Origin of the sequence: Bacillus sp. FSL M8-0350 (genome assembly GCF_038593345.1) — a bacterium.
GTDB classification, from domain to species: domain Bacteria; phylum Bacillota; class Bacilli; order Bacillales; family Bacillaceae; genus Bacillus; species Bacillus safensis.
The window spans coordinates 1,165,931-1,184,304 of sequence record NZ_CP151985.1 but is presented as its reverse complement, the minus strand read 5'-3'; the positions used below and the strand labels follow the sequence as shown (position 1 = coordinate 1,184,304).

Annotated in this window: 24 protein-coding genes and 1 riboswitch; of the genes, 7 read left to right on the top strand and 17 right to left on the bottom strand. The window is 42.8% G+C overall.

Going from position 1 to position 18,374, the window contains the following annotated elements; genetic code table 11:
- The first annotated feature begins 32 nt into the window (after positions 1–32).
- Positions 33–2,345: an ATP-dependent helicase gene (locus tag NSS80_RS05980; RefSeq protein ID WP_041117159.1), complete on the top strand. Its 2,313-nt coding sequence runs from the start codon at positions 33–35 to the stop codon at positions 2,343–2,345.
- 16 nt (positions 2,346–2,361) lie between these two features.
- Here the strand turns inward: NSS80_RS05980 and NSS80_RS05975 are convergent, their stop codons facing one another.
- The 5 genes from NSS80_RS05975 to NSS80_RS05955 form a co-directional block, all read right to left on the bottom strand.
- The gene (locus tag NSS80_RS05975) at positions 2,362–2,619 is read right to left on the bottom strand and encodes a stage VI sporulation protein F (RefSeq protein ID WP_034282022.1); all 258 of its coding nucleotides are present in this window, start codon (positions 2,617–2,619) and stop codon (positions 2,362–2,364) included.
- A gap of 138 nt (positions 2,620–2,757) precedes the next feature.
- Positions 2,758–2,892 carry a YjcZ family sporulation protein gene (locus NSS80_RS05970; protein ID WP_034282023.1) on the bottom strand — a complete coding sequence of 45 codons (135 nt, stop codon included), beginning with the start codon at positions 2,890–2,892 and terminating at the stop codon, positions 2,758–2,760.
- Between the two features lie 83 nt (positions 2,893–2,975).
- Positions 2,976–3,197, bottom strand: coding sequence for a hypothetical protein (locus NSS80_RS05965; RefSeq protein ID WP_041117157.1), 222 nt, complete (start codon positions 3,195–3,197; stop codon positions 2,976–2,978).
- Positions 3,198–3,286: 89 nt separating this feature from the next.
- Positions 3,287–3,415 carry a hypothetical protein gene (locus NSS80_RS05960; RefSeq protein ID WP_259279657.1) on the bottom strand — a complete coding sequence of 43 codons (129 nt, stop codon included), beginning with the start codon at positions 3,413–3,415 and terminating at the stop codon, positions 3,287–3,289.
- A 71-nt stretch (positions 3,416–3,486) separates the two neighbouring features.
- A complete protein-coding gene (locus tag NSS80_RS05955) occupies positions 3,487–3,837 on the bottom strand; it encodes a DUF1360 domain-containing protein (protein WP_024426459.1) in 351 nt (116 codons plus the stop codon).
- A gap of 167 nt (positions 3,838–4,004) precedes the next feature.
- Here NSS80_RS05955 and NSS80_RS05950 point away from each other — a divergent pair, with 167 nt between their 5' ends.
- From NSS80_RS05950 to NSS80_RS05930, 5 genes are all read left to right on the top strand, one after another.
- The gene (locus NSS80_RS05950; protein WP_231506869.1) at positions 4,005–4,400 is read left to right on the top strand and encodes a spore coat protein; all 396 of its coding nucleotides are present in this window, start codon (positions 4,005–4,007) and stop codon (positions 4,398–4,400) included.
- A gap of 42 nt (positions 4,401–4,442) precedes the next feature.
- Positions 4,443–4,778, top strand: coding sequence for a hypothetical protein (locus tag NSS80_RS05945; RefSeq protein WP_024425013.1), 336 nt, complete (start codon positions 4,443–4,445; stop codon positions 4,776–4,778).
- A gap of 88 nt (positions 4,779–4,866) precedes the next feature.
- Positions 4,867–5,370 carry a spore coat protein gene (locus tag NSS80_RS05940; protein WP_041117155.1) on the top strand — a complete coding sequence of 168 codons (504 nt, stop codon included), beginning with the start codon at positions 4,867–4,869 and terminating at the stop codon, positions 5,368–5,370.
- A gap of 146 nt (positions 5,371–5,516) precedes the next feature.
- Positions 5,517–6,008: a CotY/CotZ family spore coat protein gene (locus NSS80_RS05935; protein ID WP_003211658.1), complete on the top strand. Its 492-nt coding sequence runs from the start codon at positions 5,517–5,519 to the stop codon at positions 6,006–6,008.
- Between the two features lie 203 nt (positions 6,009–6,211).
- Positions 6,212–6,655, top strand: coding sequence for a CotY/CotZ family spore coat protein (locus NSS80_RS05930; protein WP_024425015.1), 444 nt, complete (start codon positions 6,212–6,214; stop codon positions 6,653–6,655).
- Between the two features lie 35 nt (positions 6,656–6,690).
- Here the strand turns inward: NSS80_RS05930 and NSS80_RS05925 are convergent, their stop codons facing one another.
- The 10 genes from NSS80_RS05925 to NSS80_RS05880 form a co-directional block, all read right to left on the bottom strand.
- Positions 6,691–7,377 (bottom strand): CotO family spore coat protein, encoded by a 687-nt coding sequence (locus tag NSS80_RS05925; RefSeq protein WP_041117153.1) that lies wholly within the window; start codon positions 7,375–7,377, stop codon positions 6,691–6,693.
- Positions 7,378–7,491: 114 nt separating this feature from the next.
- Positions 7,492–8,268: an enoyl-ACP reductase FabI gene (gene fabI, locus NSS80_RS05920; protein WP_342498444.1), complete on the bottom strand. Its 777-nt coding sequence runs from the start codon at positions 8,266–8,268 to the stop codon at positions 7,492–7,494.
- A 154-nt stretch (positions 8,269–8,422) separates the two neighbouring features.
- Positions 8,423–9,226, bottom strand: a complete 804-nt coding sequence (gene thiD / locus NSS80_RS05915) for a bifunctional hydroxymethylpyrimidine kinase/phosphomethylpyrimidine kinase (RefSeq protein WP_041117149.1) — start codon at positions 9,224–9,226, stop codon at positions 8,423–8,425.
- Between the two features lie 16 nt (positions 9,227–9,242).
- Entirely contained in the window at positions 9,243–10,256 is a 1,014-nt protein-coding gene (locus NSS80_RS05910; RefSeq protein WP_041117147.1) for a thiazole biosynthesis adenylyltransferase ThiF, read from the bottom strand.
- Complete coding sequence (locus tag NSS80_RS05905; RefSeq protein ID WP_041117145.1) at positions 10,253–11,020, bottom strand: thiazole synthase; 768 nt, start codon at positions 11,018–11,020, stop codon at positions 10,253–10,255. Before NSS80_RS05905 ends, NSS80_RS05910 begins: the two co-directional genes overlap by 4 nt.
- A gap of 4 nt (positions 11,021–11,024) precedes the next feature.
- Positions 11,025–11,228, bottom strand: coding sequence for a sulfur carrier protein ThiS (gene thiS, locus NSS80_RS05900; protein ID WP_024426466.1), 204 nt, complete (start codon positions 11,226–11,228; stop codon positions 11,025–11,027).
- Complete coding sequence (gene thiO / locus NSS80_RS05895; RefSeq protein ID WP_041117143.1) at positions 11,225–12,337, bottom strand: glycine oxidase ThiO; 1,113 nt, start codon at positions 12,335–12,337, stop codon at positions 11,225–11,227. Before thiO ends, thiS begins: the two co-directional genes overlap by 4 nt.
- Positions 12,321–12,938 (bottom strand): thiazole tautomerase TenI, encoded by a 618-nt coding sequence (tenI, locus tag NSS80_RS05890; protein WP_041117218.1) that lies wholly within the window; start codon positions 12,936–12,938, stop codon positions 12,321–12,323. The genes thiO and tenI overlap by 17 nt, the downstream gene beginning before the upstream one ends.
- Positions 12,913–13,623, bottom strand: a complete 711-nt coding sequence (tenA, locus tag NSS80_RS05885) for a thiaminase II (protein WP_024425024.1) — start codon at positions 13,621–13,623, stop codon at positions 12,913–12,915. The genes tenI and tenA overlap by 26 nt, the downstream gene beginning before the upstream one ends.
- 78 nt (positions 13,624–13,701) lie before the next feature.
- Positions 13,702–13,811: riboswitch (TPP riboswitch) on the bottom strand.
- A 59-nt stretch (positions 13,812–13,870) separates the two neighbouring features.
- The gene (locus NSS80_RS05880) at positions 13,871–15,712 is read right to left on the bottom strand and encodes a monovalent cation:proton antiporter family protein (protein ID WP_025093414.1); all 1,842 of its coding nucleotides are present in this window, start codon (positions 15,710–15,712) and stop codon (positions 13,871–13,873) included.
- A 161-nt stretch (positions 15,713–15,873) separates the two neighbouring features.
- Between NSS80_RS05880 and prpE the strand changes: the two genes are divergently transcribed.
- Complete coding sequence (prpE, locus tag NSS80_RS05875) at positions 15,874–16,617, top strand: bis(5'-nucleosyl)-tetraphosphatase PrpE (protein WP_025093413.1); 744 nt, start codon at positions 15,874–15,876, stop codon at positions 16,615–16,617.
- Positions 16,618–16,658: 41 nt separating this feature from the next.
- On the opposite strand, the gene NSS80_RS05870 is transcribed toward prpE, so the two are convergent.
- Positions 16,659–17,561 carry an RluA family pseudouridine synthase gene (locus tag NSS80_RS05870; RefSeq protein ID WP_041117141.1) on the bottom strand — a complete coding sequence of 301 codons (903 nt, stop codon included), beginning with the start codon at positions 17,559–17,561 and terminating at the stop codon, positions 16,659–16,661.
- Between the two features lie 8 nt (positions 17,562–17,569).
- Positions 17,570–18,370, bottom strand: coding sequence for an NAD kinase (locus NSS80_RS05865; RefSeq protein ID WP_003211364.1), 801 nt, complete (start codon positions 18,368–18,370; stop codon positions 17,570–17,572).
- Positions 18,371–18,374: the final 4 nt, after the last annotated feature.

Sequence of the window (18,374 nt, the reverse complement as noted above, 5' to 3'; positions counted from 1 at the left end):
TTTAAGATTGATTGACTATTGGAGGACTAGCTTTGAAATGCGCACGACGACATGATCGAACGATCTCATTACATACGTATTCGAGAGAACACTATCAATTCCTCCATGACGAGGGAAAAAAAGGACAATTATTCTGCCCATATTGCGGACAACCGGTCTTTTTTAGATTAAATATACATGATGAACCCGCTTTTATTCATAAGCATATATCTCAGCAAGAGATTTGTGAACAAGCTGAAGAACAAGCAGATCATCATCAAACGGCTGAACAAGAGGAAAAGGCTTCCTATAAAGAACTTGGCGGCTTCCGTTTTCCAACCGGCAAACAGATCATCTCGCAAACGAGCGAATCATATGACTGGCAGGAACCAAGGTCGATTCAATTTAGCGACGCCTTACATTTAGAAGAGAATGAAGAAGTTCATACGATCGACCTCTTCCCGCATATCACCTTTAGCACACCGCAGCTTCAAGCTGTCACACATTTAGATGGTCCGATGCTTGTGCTGGCTGGTGCCGGCAGCGGGAAAACAAGAGTCCTGACGGCTAGAGCGGCTTATCTCATGTCCCATCATCATATTCCTGCTCACCATATTTTACTCGTAACTTTCACCACAAAAGCGAGCAATGAGATGAAAGAAAGACTGCGCAAGCAATACCAGCTTCATCCTTCACAAGCCAGCCAAGTAGTGACAGGCACCTTCCACAGTCTTTTTTATAAAATGCTGCTTCACAATGACGCAAGCAAATGGAACGGCCAGCATCTGATCAAGTTTGACTGGCAAAAGGAGCAATACATTCGAAAAGCCATAATGAATGAAGGGCTTGATGAGAAAGACTACCCTACTGATCAAGTACTGCAATCGATCGGCTATTGGAAAAATGCCTTTTTACCAGGTGAACTTCCTGATTTGAAGGATGAAAAGGAAAAACACATGTGGACGATCTACCAATCATATGAACAGCAAAAACGAGACAATCAACAATTTGACTTTGATGATATGGCGATTGCCTGCTTACATATGCTGACAGAACAGCCCGAACTGCTAAAACGGTATCAAGAACGATTCCAGTATATTTTAGTGGATGAATTTCAGGATATTAATCCAGTACAATATCAATTGATTCAGCTGTTAGCCGGAGAATCAGAGCAGTTATTTTGTGTAGGTGATGATGATCAAGCCATTTACGCCTTTAGAGGGAGCAGTCCTGCTTTCATTCTTGAATTCAAACAGGACTATCCTTCGGCTCAGATCGTCCATTTACATGCGAATTACCGGTCTCACCATACGATTGTCGCAAGTGCAGATGCGATTATTAAGAAAAATCAGCATCGTTATGAGAAGACGTTAAAAGCCGTGCGCGAGGAGAAAATTCCTCCGACGCTTTTTTATCCATATGATGAAGAAGAGGAAGCGACGATGATTGTCGCAGATATTCAAGAGAAAATTAAAAACGGCGCAAAGCCGAATGACTTCTGCGTGCTTTTTCGAACGAATACAGGCGGCCGTGCGATTTATGAACGGCTGCATCAATCGGCGATTCCATATGAGACGGATGCTGGTGTCAAAGCCTTCTACAGCAGACGAATGGTTCGGGTTCTTCTTGCCTTTCTTTCCTTAAGTCAGGATGCAGACGATGTGGCCGCCATGAAACAGCTGCTGCCGGTTTTCTTTTTAAAGCAGCAAACCCTGAATACACTAAAAGCACTGACCATCACAGAAGATTGCTCAATGGTAGAAGCGCTCGGAAAACTGACAGATATACAGCCGTTTCAAAGGAAAAAGCTGCAATCAATTGTTCCTTTGTTCCGAACGTTACGAACGTTAAAGCCATCGGACGCGGTGACATTTATTGAACAAAAGATGGGACTCGGGGATTACTTAAAAAAACGGGTGAACGATACGAATGTCCTTGAAAAAGGGGCGGATGATGTACGTGATGTGAAAACAGCCGCCAAACGCTTTGAAACGATTGAAGCCTTTCTCGCACATGCCGAACATATGAAGTCTGCAGAAAAGGAAAAAACAGATGAACCCGGTGTTCAGCTCATGACGATTCACCGTGCAAAGGGACTTGAATTCCAGACAGTCTACATCACTTGTGTGGTCGACGGAGCACTGCCTCATGATTTCTCACTGGATGAACTCAGAAACGGTGATGAAGAAGCGCTGGAAGAAGAGCGCCGTTTATTATACGTTGCCATGACAAGAGCAGAACAATCTCTCTATCTGTCTGTTCCATCATTTAGACGAGGAAAAACGGCTCATCGTTCTCGCTTTTTGTATCCTCTTCTAAAGAAAAACCGTGAATTATTTACGCAAAAACAACAGGCCCCCCTTTAAACGGAGAGCCTGTTGTTTATTTTTTGTTGTTCATCATTTTAGAGATTGTATTGAAATCAAGCTTTTCTTTTCCACTTGTAATCGATTGAACAATTTTGTCTTCCATTTCTTTAGGTACACGTTTGTTCGCAAGCTGCGCTACTTTTTTAATAACACCTCGAACGGTATTCTCATCTTTAAAGTTGGCATTCTGCAAAGAACCTGCAAGTTTAAACACATCATTCATATTCACACCAGTTTTGTTTTCTACGCTTTTAAAGAATTTATTATCCATTCATTTGCCTCCTCTTTGTGGAGTAATCACCTTACTATATGAAAATAGGCGAGATATGTGCCTATCCTAAAGCCTTGTTTGACCAAAGAGAAAGGAAAGCAAAAGGCTTCCCCCTTGCTTCCCTCACCTTCTTACTTTTTAGTAGTTAAAGAAAGAAGCACCAACGATAATTAGAAGGATGAAAAGCACAACGACAAGAACAAATGTTGATCCATATCCGCCGCCGTAGCCACCGCCGTAGCCGCCGCAAGAACCGCCACCGTAACAACTCATATTTAAGCACCTCCTCTTCTCCCTTACAAAGTATGAAAAATGAAAGAAATGGTTTGGACGATCACATAAAAAAGTGCGGAATTTTATTTCTGCTGTTTAAAGACGTAATCTGCCTCTCTATGACGCATCATGAATGCCTCTGTTTCTTTCGCAAAAGCTTCCATCTTCACGCCAAATGCTTTTAAGTGCTCCTCAAGATCATTCGCTTTATCCGCTAGATCCATTTCAGCCTTTTCGTGCGCTTGTTCTTTCCCATCATGGGGTTTAGTGAACAAGGAACCGATTAATTGTTCGAATGCATCCATTCTGGTCACCCCTTCTCTCTTACATATGCACCACTCAAAAAAAGGCAACAAAAAAACCGGATAAATCCGGCTTTTGTTTTTCTCTTCTATTATTGAGGTTTCTTTTTGTTTCCACAGCCGCAGCCATTTTTTTTGATTTTCTTCGTATATACAGATTGTTGATTTGACTGCGCTGGATAACCTTGAAGCATATGTGACGGCGTTTCAGTTGGTTTCATCGCAACCCTTCCTTTCCTATTCCATGATAGTATATGCATTTATTGAAAGCGTGTCTGATCAGAATGCCTGTTTATTTCACAAGCTTCGAGACGACCGCTTCAATGATGCCTGCTGCTGCGGCAATCGCTAATAGTAAATTAAGCCACATGCTGATGACAGGAAAAAGTATGTATATCAGAAGCAAGGCAGCAGTGCACCATATGCCAGTACACCAATAACAGCTTAACAGTTCTCCAACCCAAGACCGCAGTCCTTCCCCTTTAATGATGATATATGTTTCGACCTCACCTTGTTCGTTTACCTCTTCCTGTTCTTCATGAAATAGACGGCGGAATGGCGCAGTAATGGTATCAAACACAATCAGTCTCGTCAGTCTAAAGGATGCGAGGGCAAACACGACAAATGACAAAGCACCGCTCAGAAGCCTCCACCTCCTTCTTTCTTCTTTTTCCGTCCTTTCTTTATATATGCAAGAAAAAAGACCGTCATGATGAATCGAGCGGAAATAAAATTGGGTTGTACTTTTTCACACTTTCCGATTCCACCTTGCGTCCTTGTTGCATTAAATAATGTATAGATAAGAAAGGAGTGAAAGTATTGTCTATTGAAGAAAGTGCTGAAACATTATATACACAACTGTTAAACGAATTAATCAGCAATTATGATGATTTCATTGAGATCAAAGATTCCGAAAATGTCACAATTCATAAAACAGATGTAACAGCCGCACTCTCCCTTCAAGCGACCGTAACGACAATCATTACTCTTTTAATCCAAATTCTTGTACCAGACGATGAATTGGCTGCTGACATCACAGACCAGCTTTTATCCACACAACAAGTGGAAGTCCAAAAGAAAACTGTGATTCAAATCATCAACTGCTATAACATTACGATTACATTATCAGATGCATCCATTATGAACTCCGTCCAAATTCTCACTCAAACATTGAATGTGCTCTTAGTTGAAGCCGGCATTCTTTGACCCTTTCTTTTTCTAATGACGTATGAAAGAGGTGAAATCATCGTGGCTGAAGAGAACGAAAAAAAGGAGTTTCAAATCAATACGGATATTGATCCATTAACAAGTCTTCTTGTCAGTGATGTGTTAAACAAAAACAATATCACTGATGATCAGAAAGCAAAAATTTCAGACGATCAAAGAAGAATGATTTTGAAATTAGTCGAGGACTTACAAAAGAAAGCAAATGATTTCGTAGAACAGCAGCAGGAGAAAAAAAGGCAGGCTGAGGCAGCAAAACAGCCGGAAGAAGTAGTGCCTGAACCAAAAGTACGTCCAAATCGAAATTCACTTCGAAATCGTATTCAGCAGCGTCGTAATGCACAGCGTAATAACGATTAAATAAAAATGGGTTGCCTGCTAGGGTAAATGCCCGAGACAAAACCACGCATTCCAGCATTTAATAAAGTAAACGGAAGGAGGAATAGAAATGGATTCTAAACCATATTCTTGGGTCGCTCTAGATCGTAACTGTTCACACCACGGACACCACAGATACCACGAACGCCACGACGATTGCAACTATGAAAGAAAAGCACTTTGTGACGACTATTATGATGATGAAGATGTCTTACAAGACTTGGATCAAGTAAGCTTCACAAAGCAGACATCTGAGGAAGTCATTATCGTCAGAGACTCTTGTGACATTAACGTATCTTCTGTTGATGCACAGGTTGCAGCATCTATCCAAGTAGCGATTCAAACAGCGATCATCACCATTACAAATATCTCAATCGCAGACGGTGATTTGGCAGACCGCGTCACGCAGGATCTCTTACAAGCAGCTACTCACAAACAAACAAACCGCCAAAAACTTGTCATCGAAAATTCAAGAAACGTTACAGTCTCTACAATCGATGCGGACATCTCTATCGCAATCCAAACACTTACACAAACACTTGTTGCGACAATCGTTGCAATCGGTATCCTCTAATGTCCAAAAGCAGAGCGAAAAGCTCTGCTTTTCCTTTTATAAAAATACAACAAATATAAATGGTCATTTACCCACACCAACTAGAGGGCGCATACATATGTTGTTAAGGACTAAAGTCAAATACCTTGTTAAAGGAGCTGAAATCCATGAGCTGCGGAAAACACCATGGCCGACATGATGAAAACTGTGTATGCGATGCGGTTGATAAGATTTTAGCAGAGCAGGAAGCTGTAGAAGATAAATGTCCTACGAGCTGCTACAGTAATTTATTAAGCCCAACAGTTTCTGGAAAAGATACAATTCCGTTTTTACTTTTTGATAAAAAGGGCGGGTTGTTCTCTACTTTCGGAAACATTGGAGGATTCGTTGACGATTGCCAATGCTTCGAATCTATTTTCTTCCGGGTTGAAAAATTACACGACTGCTGTGCTACGTTATCTGTATTAAGACCTGTTGATGTACACGGACATACGCTAAGCGTGTGTCACCCTTGTGACCCTGACTTCTTTGGTCTAGAAAAAACGGACTTTTGTATTGAGGTTGATTTAAACTGCTTCTGCGCAATCCAATGCTTAAACCCAGAGCTTGTCGACAGAGTCATGCCATCGAAAGATAAAAAGCATCATCACCACGGCTAAATCAACAGGCCGCTGATCTAACTTGTCATAAGTCAAAGCATCCCCTTCCTCACGAATGACAGCCAATCATGCGGAGCAGTCAGCATAAGAAGCGGCCGCTTCCGCATTGGTTAAAAGTAGATGCACGAGCCGGCAAAGATAGCTTGTAGATGATGACAGTGCTCAAACACTCAAACAAATTTCCTAGTATAGGAGGGTTGAATATGAGCCGCAACCATTCATGGAGCTGTGTAACAGAGGCTGTTGAAAACATTAGCGACTTGCAAAATGCTGTCAAAGAAGAGTGCCCGACAAGCTGTTACAGCAATCTCCTTTCTCCATCACATTCATTAGGTGACACTGTCCCGTTTGTTCTCTTTACATCCAAATCAAAACCATTCGTCGCATTCGGAAACGTCGGAGAAGTAGATCCAGGCCCTTGCTTCAGCACTGCATTTTTCAGAGTCGAACATATCTGTGATCACTGTGCAACACTCAGCTTGCTTATCGCATTTGACAAAGACCGTCATATTTTAGATTTTACAGATAAAGATTCCTTATGTGATGTGTTCCGATTAGAAAAATCGAAATATTGCATTGAAGTAGACCTTGACTGCTTCTGCGCAATCGAGTGCCTAAACCCACGACTCATCAATCGTAACTGCTAACAAAAAAAGTCCCTATAAGGGACTTTTTTTATTAGTTAAAAACCTAGCGGATGGATGGAAGTAATCTCAGCAATCGCTAATTCGACTGGATTTCCCCCGCCTGCTGTACGAATGACCACTGTATCATCTTTTCGATCCATGATGATTCCTCTATATGTTTTACCATCAGCTTCAATCAGACAAAGAGCTCTTGGCATATTATGAGGCAGTCTTGTGAGAAAATCGACTTTTTCATCAATACTCATCTGACTTAAAGGCTTTTTCACTCGTTTTCTTCTTGGTTCTTCTTTTGTTTCATGGAAGACACCTTCTGGCTGATTTCCCTCTTCTTCTTGAGGCTCTCGCTTTTGTATGAGCTCTGGTTCTTGTGTGATTTCTTGTTCCTGTGTACGTTCGGCTTCTTGTGTATCCTCTTGTTCCTGTGTAGCCTCTGCTTCTTGTGTAATCTCTTGTTCTTCTGTAAACTCAGCTTCGTGTGTCATATCTCGTTCTTGTTGAAGTTTAAGCGGCTCGGCTTCTTTCTTTTGCTCTATTTCTTGAGCGGCAGGTTCCTCCTGCGCGCTTTCTTTGATCACATCTTTTGCATTGGTCTCACTTTCTGGCTGTTTTTCTGATTTCTTTCGCTTTCTCACAATATTTTGCATGGCCGGCTTTGATTCTTGATAGCTCGGCTGAACAATATACATCAGCGGCTTTTGATTCTCATCACCTTTATTTGACATACTAATCCCTCCCGAATGATTCATTCCTTATATATATGAACGGAGGCCTCAAATCAGAAGAAAAATAAAAAAACAGCATACCCTTCATCGGTATGCTGCAAGTCATGTATTCGTTTAGCGGGCAATGATATGGAAGCCGGAATCAACATGCAGATTCTCACCTGTCATGCCGCGAGATAGATCACTGAATAAGAATAGAGCTGTATCGCCAACTTCTTCAGGAGTTGTTGTACGGCGGAGCGGTGCACGCTCTTCAATATCCTTCAGAATGGTATTAAAGCCGCTGATGCCCTTTGCAGATAACGTACGAATAGGACCAGCAGAAATACTATTCACGCGGATACCTTCTGCGCCTAAATCAGCTGCTAAATATTTCACACTTGCTTCAAGTGATGCTTTCGCTACACCCATTACGTTGTAGTTTGATACAACACGCTCTCCGCCTAGGTATGTAAGCGTCACAATGCTTCCACCCTCTATCATCAATGGACGTGCTGCTTTGGCTACAGCAGTTAATGAGTATGCACTAATGTTGTGCGCCAAAAGGAAACCTTCACGGTTCGTGTTCAAGTATTCGCCAACAAGCTCTTCCTTGTTTGCAAATGCAATGGCATGCGCAACGCCATGAATGACTTGTACTTTTTCTTTAATTGCAGCGAAACATTTTTCGATTTCTTCATCACTTGTCACATCACATGGAAGAATAATTGAATCATCACGCTCAAGTGTGCTTGCCAGCTCTTTTACCGATTCAGCAAGACGATCTCCAACATAAGTAAAAATCAAACGAGCTCCAGCTTCATGAAGTGAGCGGGCAATTCCCCAAGCGATGCTTCGTTTATTGGCAACACCCATAACCACGATATTACGGCCTTCTAAAGAAAAGTTCATATGTAATAAAGCCTCCTATTTTTTCAAGACATAGTATTAGTACCTGATCATAATATTATCACAGATCATAAGAGAATGACAATTTCCGCTGAAAGAAAGTTTCATTTTCGCGAAAAAACCGTCTTCGTTAAGTGAAGACGGTTCGATTCCTTTATCATTTGATTCTGTTTTGCTGATAAGCAAAATGGTTCGTAGGCCCGTGTCCAGATCCAATACGCAAAGGGAATTTAATGGCTTCATGAACAAAGGTTTCTGCTGTTTCAAAGGCTTCCTTCATCGAATATCCTTTCGCAATTTCAGCTGTTAATGCTGCTGCAAACGTGCAGCCTGTGCCATGTGTATGCGGTGTATCAATATGTTCATTTGTGACTTCAATAAAGCCTTTTCCATCATACAGCAGGTCTGTAATCATCCCATCAGATGGACCATGGCCGCCTTTAATCACAACATGTTTCGTACCTAGCTCATAAAGATGCTCCGCTGCCACATAGCGGTCCTTTTTCGTCTGAATTTGTATCCCTGTCAGTACTTCTGCCTCAGGAAGATTCGGCGTTACAGCATAGCTGACAGGCAGCAAGTGTGTTTTTATCGCAGAGACCGCATCTTCATTTAATAAAGAGGCCCCTCCTTTTGCGATCATGACTGGATCTACAATTAGCTTCATATCATATTGAACCGTTTTTTCAGCTACAATCTTGATCATGTCTGCACTCCACAGCATCCCTGTTTTGACGGCATCTGGCGGTAAGTCTTCTGCCACTGCATCTATTTGACGCTCTAACGCCTCAATTGAAAGCGGGTATATCCCATGAACACCTAGTGTGTTTTGCGCAGTAATCGCTGTGATCGCAGACATTCCGTACACACCGAGTTCCTGAAAAGTTTTCAAATCTGCCTGAATGCCTGCTCCGCCGCCAGAATCAGAACCCGCGATTGTGAATGCTTTTTTGATCGTCATTTCTTCACACCTCTCATTAGCCAATCCATTGATGATAAATGGTTCTTGCTTTGGCAATATCATTCGTACCATGAACAAGCGCTCTGCCATCTTTAAATAAGACAAGCTTAAACTCATCCTTTTGACACGAAAGCAAATATGGATTCTCAAGCACATCCATTCCTGCCCTCTTTAACCGAAGAGCTACTTCATGTATAGGCGGTGGTGTTTCTGCTGCACTGCGGATTTGTACCGTATTGCGGCCGCATAGCACATCCGCCTTCGCTCTCTTGTCATATGAAAGAAATGGATAAGTCTTCAGTCCACAGCTTGGACATTGCTTCTTCTTTAAAGACGCGGCCGATCGAATATCAGACCGTTCGTTTTTCCATAAATCGAAGGATTTTAATATTGGCGTCACTTGATGTCCTGTTAAATATTTAAGTGCATCTGCCACTTGATATGCTGCCACCTGCTGCACAACTGGACTAATGATACCTGCTGTATCACATGTCATGCCTTGGGCGGGCAAATGTTCAAGCAGACAGTGTAAACACGGCGTCTCATCAGGGATCACAGTGAATTGAATGCCATAACTGGCGACACAGGCCCCATAAAGGAACGGTATTTGATGTTTGACAGCGGCATCATTTGCAATCATTCTTACCTCAAAATTATCCGCTGCATCGACAATGATTGAAGCCTCACTGACAAGTTCGTCAATATTGTGAGCAGTCACATCGATCACGATTCCTTTGATGTGCACGTCACTGTTTACTTGCTTGAGTCTTTTTTCAGCCGCCACAGCTTTTGGCAGCCGATCCTTCACGTCTTGCTCCGTGTAAAGCTGCTGACGCTGAAGGTTGCTCCATTCAATATAATCTCGGTCAAAAATAGTGACAGAACCAACGCCGGCACGAACGAGCATTTCAGCACTTGCGGTTCCAAGTGCCCCCGCTCCAATAATGACCGCCTTTGAGTCATTTAGCCGCTTTTGTCCCTCTGTTCCAATTGGCTGAAAAAGCTCTTGGCGTGAATAACGAGTGCTCAAAATGTCGGCATTCCTTCCTGTGGACTGCTCGCTGTCCCATAGTTTTTCAGCGGAATACGTCCTGCCTCATAGCCTAGTCTTCCTGATTCAATCGCGAGTTTCATTGCTTTTGCCATTTTCACAGGATCCTTTGCACCAGAGACAGCGGTATTTAGTAATACAGCGTCTGCTCCAAGCTCCATCGCATAAGCTGCATCTTTTGGAGAACCTACGCCAGCATCAATAATGACCGGCACCTTCGCCTGCTCAATAATAAATGAGAGATTCAAAGGATTTAGTAAGCCTTGGCCTGAACCAATCGGTGAAGCACCAGGCATGATAGCATGGACACCGAGTTCTTCTAATTTTCTTGCCAACACCACATCATCAGATGTATATGGCAGCACGATAAATCCTTCTTCGAGCAGCATTTCAGATGCTTTTAATGTTTCAACTGGATCTGGCAGAAGAGACCTTGAACAGCCAATGACTTCTACCTTAATCATGTCACAAAGCCCAGAAGCCTTTGCTAAACGGGCAATACGCACTGCCTCTTCTGCTGTACTTGCTCCAGCTGTATTCGGAAGCAGCGTATATTTTGATAAATCAAGCTGCTCCAGAAAATTAGGCTGAGATGCTTCGAATATGTTCATTCTTCTGACAGCAAAGGTTAAAATTTCGGCTTCCGATACGTTCACCGCTTCTTTTTGAACCTCAAATGATGGGTACTTTCCTGTTCCGAGTAATAGTCTTGATGTGAATGTTTTTCCGCCAATGTGCAGCATTGGGTCATCCTCCTCCTACAAAATGAACGATTTCAATCGTGTCATTTGGTTGAATTTCTACTTGTTGAAACGCTTCTTTATCAATGATTTCATGGTTCTTTTCAACGATCACCACACGGTTTTCAAGCTGATAGGCTGATAGCAGATCATAGATCGTTCCATTCTCTTGATCGAAATCAACGATTCTGCCATTCAATTGAATCTTCATACGAATAGTGCCTCCTTTCGTCCAATACGAAACGCGTGAAGCCATTCCTCTTTGACCGGTTCGTCTAATATCAGGTCACGAATGATTTCTCCAGTAATCGGCGCTAGTAAAATGCCATTCCTGTAATGCCCTGCAGCAAAAAGAATACGCTTGTCTTCTGGATGTCTTCCGATATAAGGATGCCGGTCGTTTGTCGCCGGACGAAGGCCTGCCCAGCACTCTTCAATCGGCATCTCCTTAATAGAAGGCATAAGCTGAGACGCCTTTTGAATCACAGCTTCCATGCCGCCAAGCGTTGGAACAGCCTGCCACTCGTTTGGCTTCATTGTTGCGCCGATAACAAGCTTTCCGCTATCTCGCTGAACGATATAACAATGATCATGATAAATGGTGTGTGCGAGCGCCGGACCATTATTCCATACAGACACACATTCCCCTTTTACTGGATAAAGAGAATGCGATAATCCGAGTTCTTCAAAAAAACGGCCAGACCATACACCACTTGCGACTGTCAGATCATCACATGTGAATGTGCCCTTCGTTGTTCTGACAGTTAACGCTTCTTTGTCCCGCTTCACTTCGATCACAGGTGTACACTCTTTCACATCTGCCCCGTACCGGACGGCCGCCTGCCATAAAGCCCTGCATACAGCGTAAGGTTCCACATGCACATCCTCTTCAATCAAACCTGCTCCCAGCATGTGATCTGTAACTTGAGGCATGCATTTTTTTACGCTGCTTGCGTCAAGCCATTTAAATGTAGACAAATGCTGCATCCGGCAAAGGGCTTGCTTCTCTTCTTCTGTAAAGGCGACCTTCATGATACCGCCCGCTGAAGTTCGAATATCAATGCCTGATTCATGCAGAAGATCGACTTTTAATTTTTCGTACAATGCCTGGCTTGCTCTGCCTGCCTGAAAGAAAACATCCTCATGACCTTCTCCTTCAGCATGTGCACCGAGCATCCCGGCAGCCGCACTTGTCGTTTGCTTCCCTATCTCATTGGCTTCAAATAAGACCACTTGTTTTCCTGCTTTTGCAAGGTGATAGGCGATGGAGACCCCTATGATTCCACCACCAATGATTGCAACGTCATAATGCTTTTTCATAAGGATTCTCCTTTACCTTTTCAGAAAATGCTTGTGCCATCATACGCGGCTGATGATGAGCAAAAATCCCAGACATGACAGCAATTCCTTTCACATTTGCTTGTTTCAATTCTGGAACTCGTTCTGGGGTCACCCCGCCGATGGCCACCACTGGAATCGTTAGTGCAGAAGTCAGTTTCTTCACAAGATGTACACCTCTTGCCTGAAGTCCTGGTTTACAAGAGGTAGCATATATGTGCCCAAACATGACATACTCTGCTCCATTTTTCTCTGCTGCTTTCGCTTCTTCTATCGAATGGACAGATACTCCCGCATGAAGGTGAGGAAACTTTTTTCGCAGTTCTTTTGGCGAAAAGCTGTGGCCCGGGAGATGCACCCTGTGAATATTGGTAAGCAGTGCAACGTCTACGCGGTCATTGATTACGAGCTTTTCTTTCGGTACACCTTCTAAAAGGAGATTCTTCACGAGATCAACAAGCTCACTTGCTGTTTTAGACCGTTCCCGAATATGAATAAAATCCACTTCAGACGCTATGGCTTTTATTTGTTTGATCAGTTCACCCGCAGGAAGGGAATCATTTGTCACTGCGTGGAGTTCCATTTGCACCAACCCCATCTAAGCATGCTGTTTGCCACATTTCTTTTTGATACGCCATCTCCCAAAAGTGATATTCATAATAGCTTGAAATCACGAAATTTTCTTTCATATTGGCCCGTACATGGTCTGGTGCTTTTTCTGCTAGTTCATCAAAGCGATTCACTTGTTCAAAGACGAGTTCCTTAAACCAATCGCCTCCGTATGTCAAAATCCATTCTTGGTAAATTGGATGGTCAGGTGTTGTTTGTTTCAGCTTTTCACCTACCTCATAATAGAGCCAGTAACACGGTAATAACGCGGCTAAAATCTCTTCAAACCGTCCGCTTTTTACAGATCGGTACATATGAGAGGTATACGCATAAGCAGTGGGAGAAGGCTTAAAGTTCTCAATGGCTTCATCAGAAATTTGCAGAAGCTCTGTAAATTTCCTATGCAGCGACAGCTCTGCTTCATACGTGCCCTGGGCATGATACGCCATTCTGCCCGTCGTATGTAAGTCCTCACTTATCGCCGCTCCATATGCCTGCACCTTTGCAAAATGAGTTAAATAATAAGAATCCTGCATCACGTAATAGGTGAAACGATCGAGTGAAAGTGTGCCATCTCCAATCCCTTTGACAAAAGGATGTGTAAAGCTTCCATTCCACCATGTTGCTGCAGCCTCTTTACATTCTGTTGAAAACGTCATGTTCCTCTCCTCCTGTTTTTCCATATAAAAAAGCCACTTTCCGCGTGGAAAGTGGCTTGGAATTTGTAAAAAGCATAGTCAAAAACCGCACCACTTCCCTACGCAGGTATGAACCTGTTCAGGTAATGAGGGTCTAAAAGTGAACACTTTTATCTCAGCCCTTTTAAAGGACTCCCCTAGTGGATCAAATATATGATGTTGTACCTCTATCTTAATCAGGAATTGTTCATTGGTCAAGGGTTCATTGTCATTCTAATTGGGCTCTTAGTCCTGCCACATACTCCCGGGAGCCCGATACAAGCACACGGTCGCCGCTTCTAAGTGTCGTATCTCCATGCGGTACTAAGCTGTCTACCCCTCTGAAAATACGGACAAATACCAAATCACCGGTGAAAGGAAATTCTCTTAGCATGACATTATGATAACGATGATTGTTCATTTGAATTTGATACAAAGAAGAATCCTCATTTGTTAGCAATCGAATCGCATCAGGTGCTTCAATCAAAGCTCTTAGCACCGTTTTAGATGAAAGGAAAGTAGAAAACGTATCAATACCCGCTTCCTTCAATGTCAGCTCTGCCTCAGCTTTGTTGACACTTGCAATGACTTGTTTTGAACCTTCTTCTTTTGCAAATAAAGCAATTTCCTTATTTTTCGTCTCACTGCCTGTTGCGACGACAAGGACATCCTCTTGACCGACGCCTGCCTTTCTCAGCGTCTCATCGTCGTATTGTTCAATTGATTCGACTTCAAAGATAGAGTCTGCCAGCAGTGCTTCCTTATTTTCTTGAAACACATGCAAAATCCGAATGTCATATTCATCTTGATGTAAATCAAGTGTGACAGGTAAAGTCAGCTGATTTGCACCAATAAAGGTCACACGCTTCTTATGGCTTGCCGCTTGTTCTTTTTTAAACAGCGCTTTAAACCAAACAGGTGTTAAAATACTCGTTAGCACAGCAACTAAAATCAGCGCTCCTGACATTTTATGATCAATGACACCGAGCCGCTCACCAATCGTCGCAGCTGCAATGACGAGAGATAAAGTTGAAGTTAATAAAAAGCCGGAGCCAATGACCTTTTTCATGTCATACCATTTTTTCAAATAAAGAATCGGGATGAGCTTACTTATAAGTAGCGCAATAAACAGAAGCGGAATCATGATCATAATCGTCGGGTCCTTAAACAGTGCCCATATATTCAGATCCACTCCGACCATCACAAAAAAGATCGGGATTAAAAATCCGTAGCCAAATGAGTCCAGCTGCTGAACGAGTTCTTTATTTGGCGAAAGAAGGGACACAAGCACACCAGCTAAAAACGCCCCAAGAATATTTTCAGCGCCGAGTGATTCAGATAAGGCAACTAAGACTATAATGAGAGTAAAGATTGCCCTTGTCCCAATTTGCACGGTTCCTTTAGACATCGACTGAAAAATTGACTTAGTCTTAAAGACGCGGCCAAATAAATAAAGAAGAATGCCTGCAGCAAATAATAAGAGCAGGAGCCACATGTTCCCTGTTCCATCTCCATAAATGGAGGAAAACACAGCAAGCAAAATCATCGTGACCAAATCGGCAATGACAGCTACAAGCAGAATGATTTGACCGATATTCGTCTGCATCAACTTTTCCTCTTTTAAGGTTGGCACCACTACGCCTAATGAAATGGTAGAGATAATGAGCGTCATTAAAAAGGCATTTTGGATAAACCCTGCGAGTACAAACGCATAGGACAGGATAAAGGAAATACAAAATACCCCAAGAAAAATAATGGTGGCTGCTTTAAATGTATTTGGTTCTTTTAAACCATTTGGAAGTTCTCGTGCTTTCTTCTTTGACTCAAAAGAAGAAAAATCTATTTCAAGTCCACTTAAAAACATCAGAAAAATAAAACCGAGCATGGATAATGTATCTAACCACGCATCATGTTCGACAACCAGTTGAAGGCCGCTTTTCCCAATGATGAGCCCCATGATGATTTCAGCTACAACGACCGGAATGGTCAGCTTAAATCGGTGCAATAAAATAGGGGTGAAAAAGGCGACAATAATAACGACAACGAGTGATGAAACAGATGTATGCTCCATTGGCTAAAGCCTCCTAACATTCATGTTTAATTTTTTAAGTCTTACGTTAAAGCATTGATTCTAACAATTGCCCAAATGAAATGAAAGCCATTCGTTATATTTTCTAAAATTCAAACTTCTTTATATCCGATGAATGGATGAAAAAATCAGGAGGAAACCTTATGAAATTCGATATTATTGGTGATATCCATGGCTGCTACGAAGAGCTGCTTACCCTCATACACAAACTAGGATACGAACTCAAACATGGATTACCCGTCCATCCTGATAAGAGAACGCTGGCCCTTGTTGGTGATCTAACAGATCGTGGACCTCGGTCAGTAGACGTCATGCGATTTGTCATTCATGCCTATTCACACGGCGCAATCCGTTATGTACCTGGCAACCACTGCTTTAAGCTTTATCGCTACTTAAAAGGAAATCCCGTCAAATTGCTTCATGGCATCGAAACCACAGTGAACGAAATAAAAAAACTGCCAATCCATGAACAAAACAAATTGTCACATGAATTTAAGCAGTTATTCGAGAAGGCTCCGCTTTATGATGTACTCATTCCTGATGAGCTGATCATTGCACACGCAGCGATGAAGGAAAAGGATATTGGAAAAAAGCCGAATAAACAAATGCGGTCCTATTTATTATTTGGTGCCGTCACAGGAGAAACATGGCCAGATGGACGGCCTGTTCGCAAGGACTGGGCAAAGGAATATCACGGAAAACCGTGGATTGTGTATGGCCATACACCAGTGAAAGAACCTCGATTCGTTGGCAGAACGGTCAATATTGATACAGGCTGCGTATTTGGCAACAAGCTGTCTGCCCTCACATACCCTGAGCTTAAAACGGTCTCCGTTCCTTCATCCATGCCTTATGACGATTCTAGATTTCAGCATTTCACATCATAAAAAAACCCGGTCCTGCGCTCCAGGTGACCGGGTTTCTCTATTTAAAAAAGCAATGATTTCATATCATCAGGAAGCGGGGCTGAAAATGTCATTTGCTCACCTGTCATCGGATGAGGAAACACAAGGGTTTCACTATGCAGTGCCTGCCGGTCTATCCGCTCGGTCGTTCCGCCATACAGCGTATCTCCGATGAGCGGATGCCCAAGAAATTGCATATGAACACGAATTTGATGTGTTCTCCCGGTTTCAAGTGAGAGAGACACATCCGACATGTTCAACTCAGCGATTACCGCTCGCACGGAATAATGCGTTACTGCCTCCTGCCCAGCATCATCAACCATCCGCTCGATGATACTATCCCCTTTTCGGGCAATTTTTGCAGCGATCGTTCCATGTTTTTCTGTGATCATGCCATGTGTAAACGCTCTGTATGTTCGCTTAACCGCTCCACTTTTTTGCGCCTTTGATAAAAGGCTATGGGCAAAGCGATGCTTCGCCACAAGCATGACGCCAGATGTGTCACGATCAAGACGGTTCACCAAATGGACCGTATGCCGAACAGACTGCTTGGCATAATGATGCAGCAATCCATTCGCAATACTGTGCTCAGGGTGCTCCCGAGAAGGGATTGAAGGAATATACGGCCTTTTATTCAGCACAAGGACATGCTCGTCCTCAAATATAATATCAAGTGGAATCGGTGCAGGCTTTAGTCCTTCACTCACTTTTTCCTCGGGAAATAAAATGGTGAGCCTGTCCCCTTCATGTAGCTCGCACTTCACGGTAACATGCTCTCCATTAATGAGGAGGTCACCGCCAGCAAACTTAATATCTGTCAGCATTCTTTTCGAAATGCCAAGATCAATTAAATATTCCTTTAAAAGCAGCCCTTCTTCTTTGGCTGTTATGGTTTTGTTTAACGTAAAGTATTCCAGCGGGAACAACCTCTTTCTTATTCTCCTTTTCCGATAAAGGAATCTTGCACCCTTTTCCAAAACGGAAACGGTCTAAATCTGGCAAAACGGACATTCTCGTCTGCCACCCGGCATTGAATGGATTTGACGTCTTTATGAAGCAGTGTTAAATGATCAATGGTCACCTGAAAATCGACATCATTCCTCGGCTTAATCACACAAGTATGGTGGTCAGGCAAAATAAGCGGTGAACCGACCGTCCGAAACACTCGGTTGTTGATTGAAGCCATTTCTGCCAGCTGAATGGCTCTAATGGAAGGGTGAATAATGGCGCCACCCAGTGCCTTATTATAGGCCGTACTGCCAGATGGTGTAGACAGACAAAGACCGTCACCTCTAAATGTTTCAAACAGCTGGCCTCTGATTTCAACATCTGCCACAAGTGTCCCTTCCATGCTTTTAATTGTACATTCATTCATTGCTAAATATTTCTCTTCTCTGCCGCCGTCGTTGTATCTGACAATGACTTCTAAGATCGGATATTCCACAATATGATAAGGCGTTTTCGCAATGGCTAAGACGAGTTTTTCAATTTCACTCGGCACCCAGTCAGCATAAAAGCCAAGATGACCTGTATGAACACCGACAAAAGCTGTTTCATTTAGACGGTCGCTATAACGGTGAAACGCATAAAGAAGGGTGCCGTCTCCACCAACCGTAATGACAAGATCCGGTTCCTCTTCATTTAGTTCCATACCAAAATCCAATAAGTAAGTCTGAATTTTACTTTTGAGCGTGTCAGATACAGAATTCCCTTTTGAAGAAACTGCAAATTTCATGAAT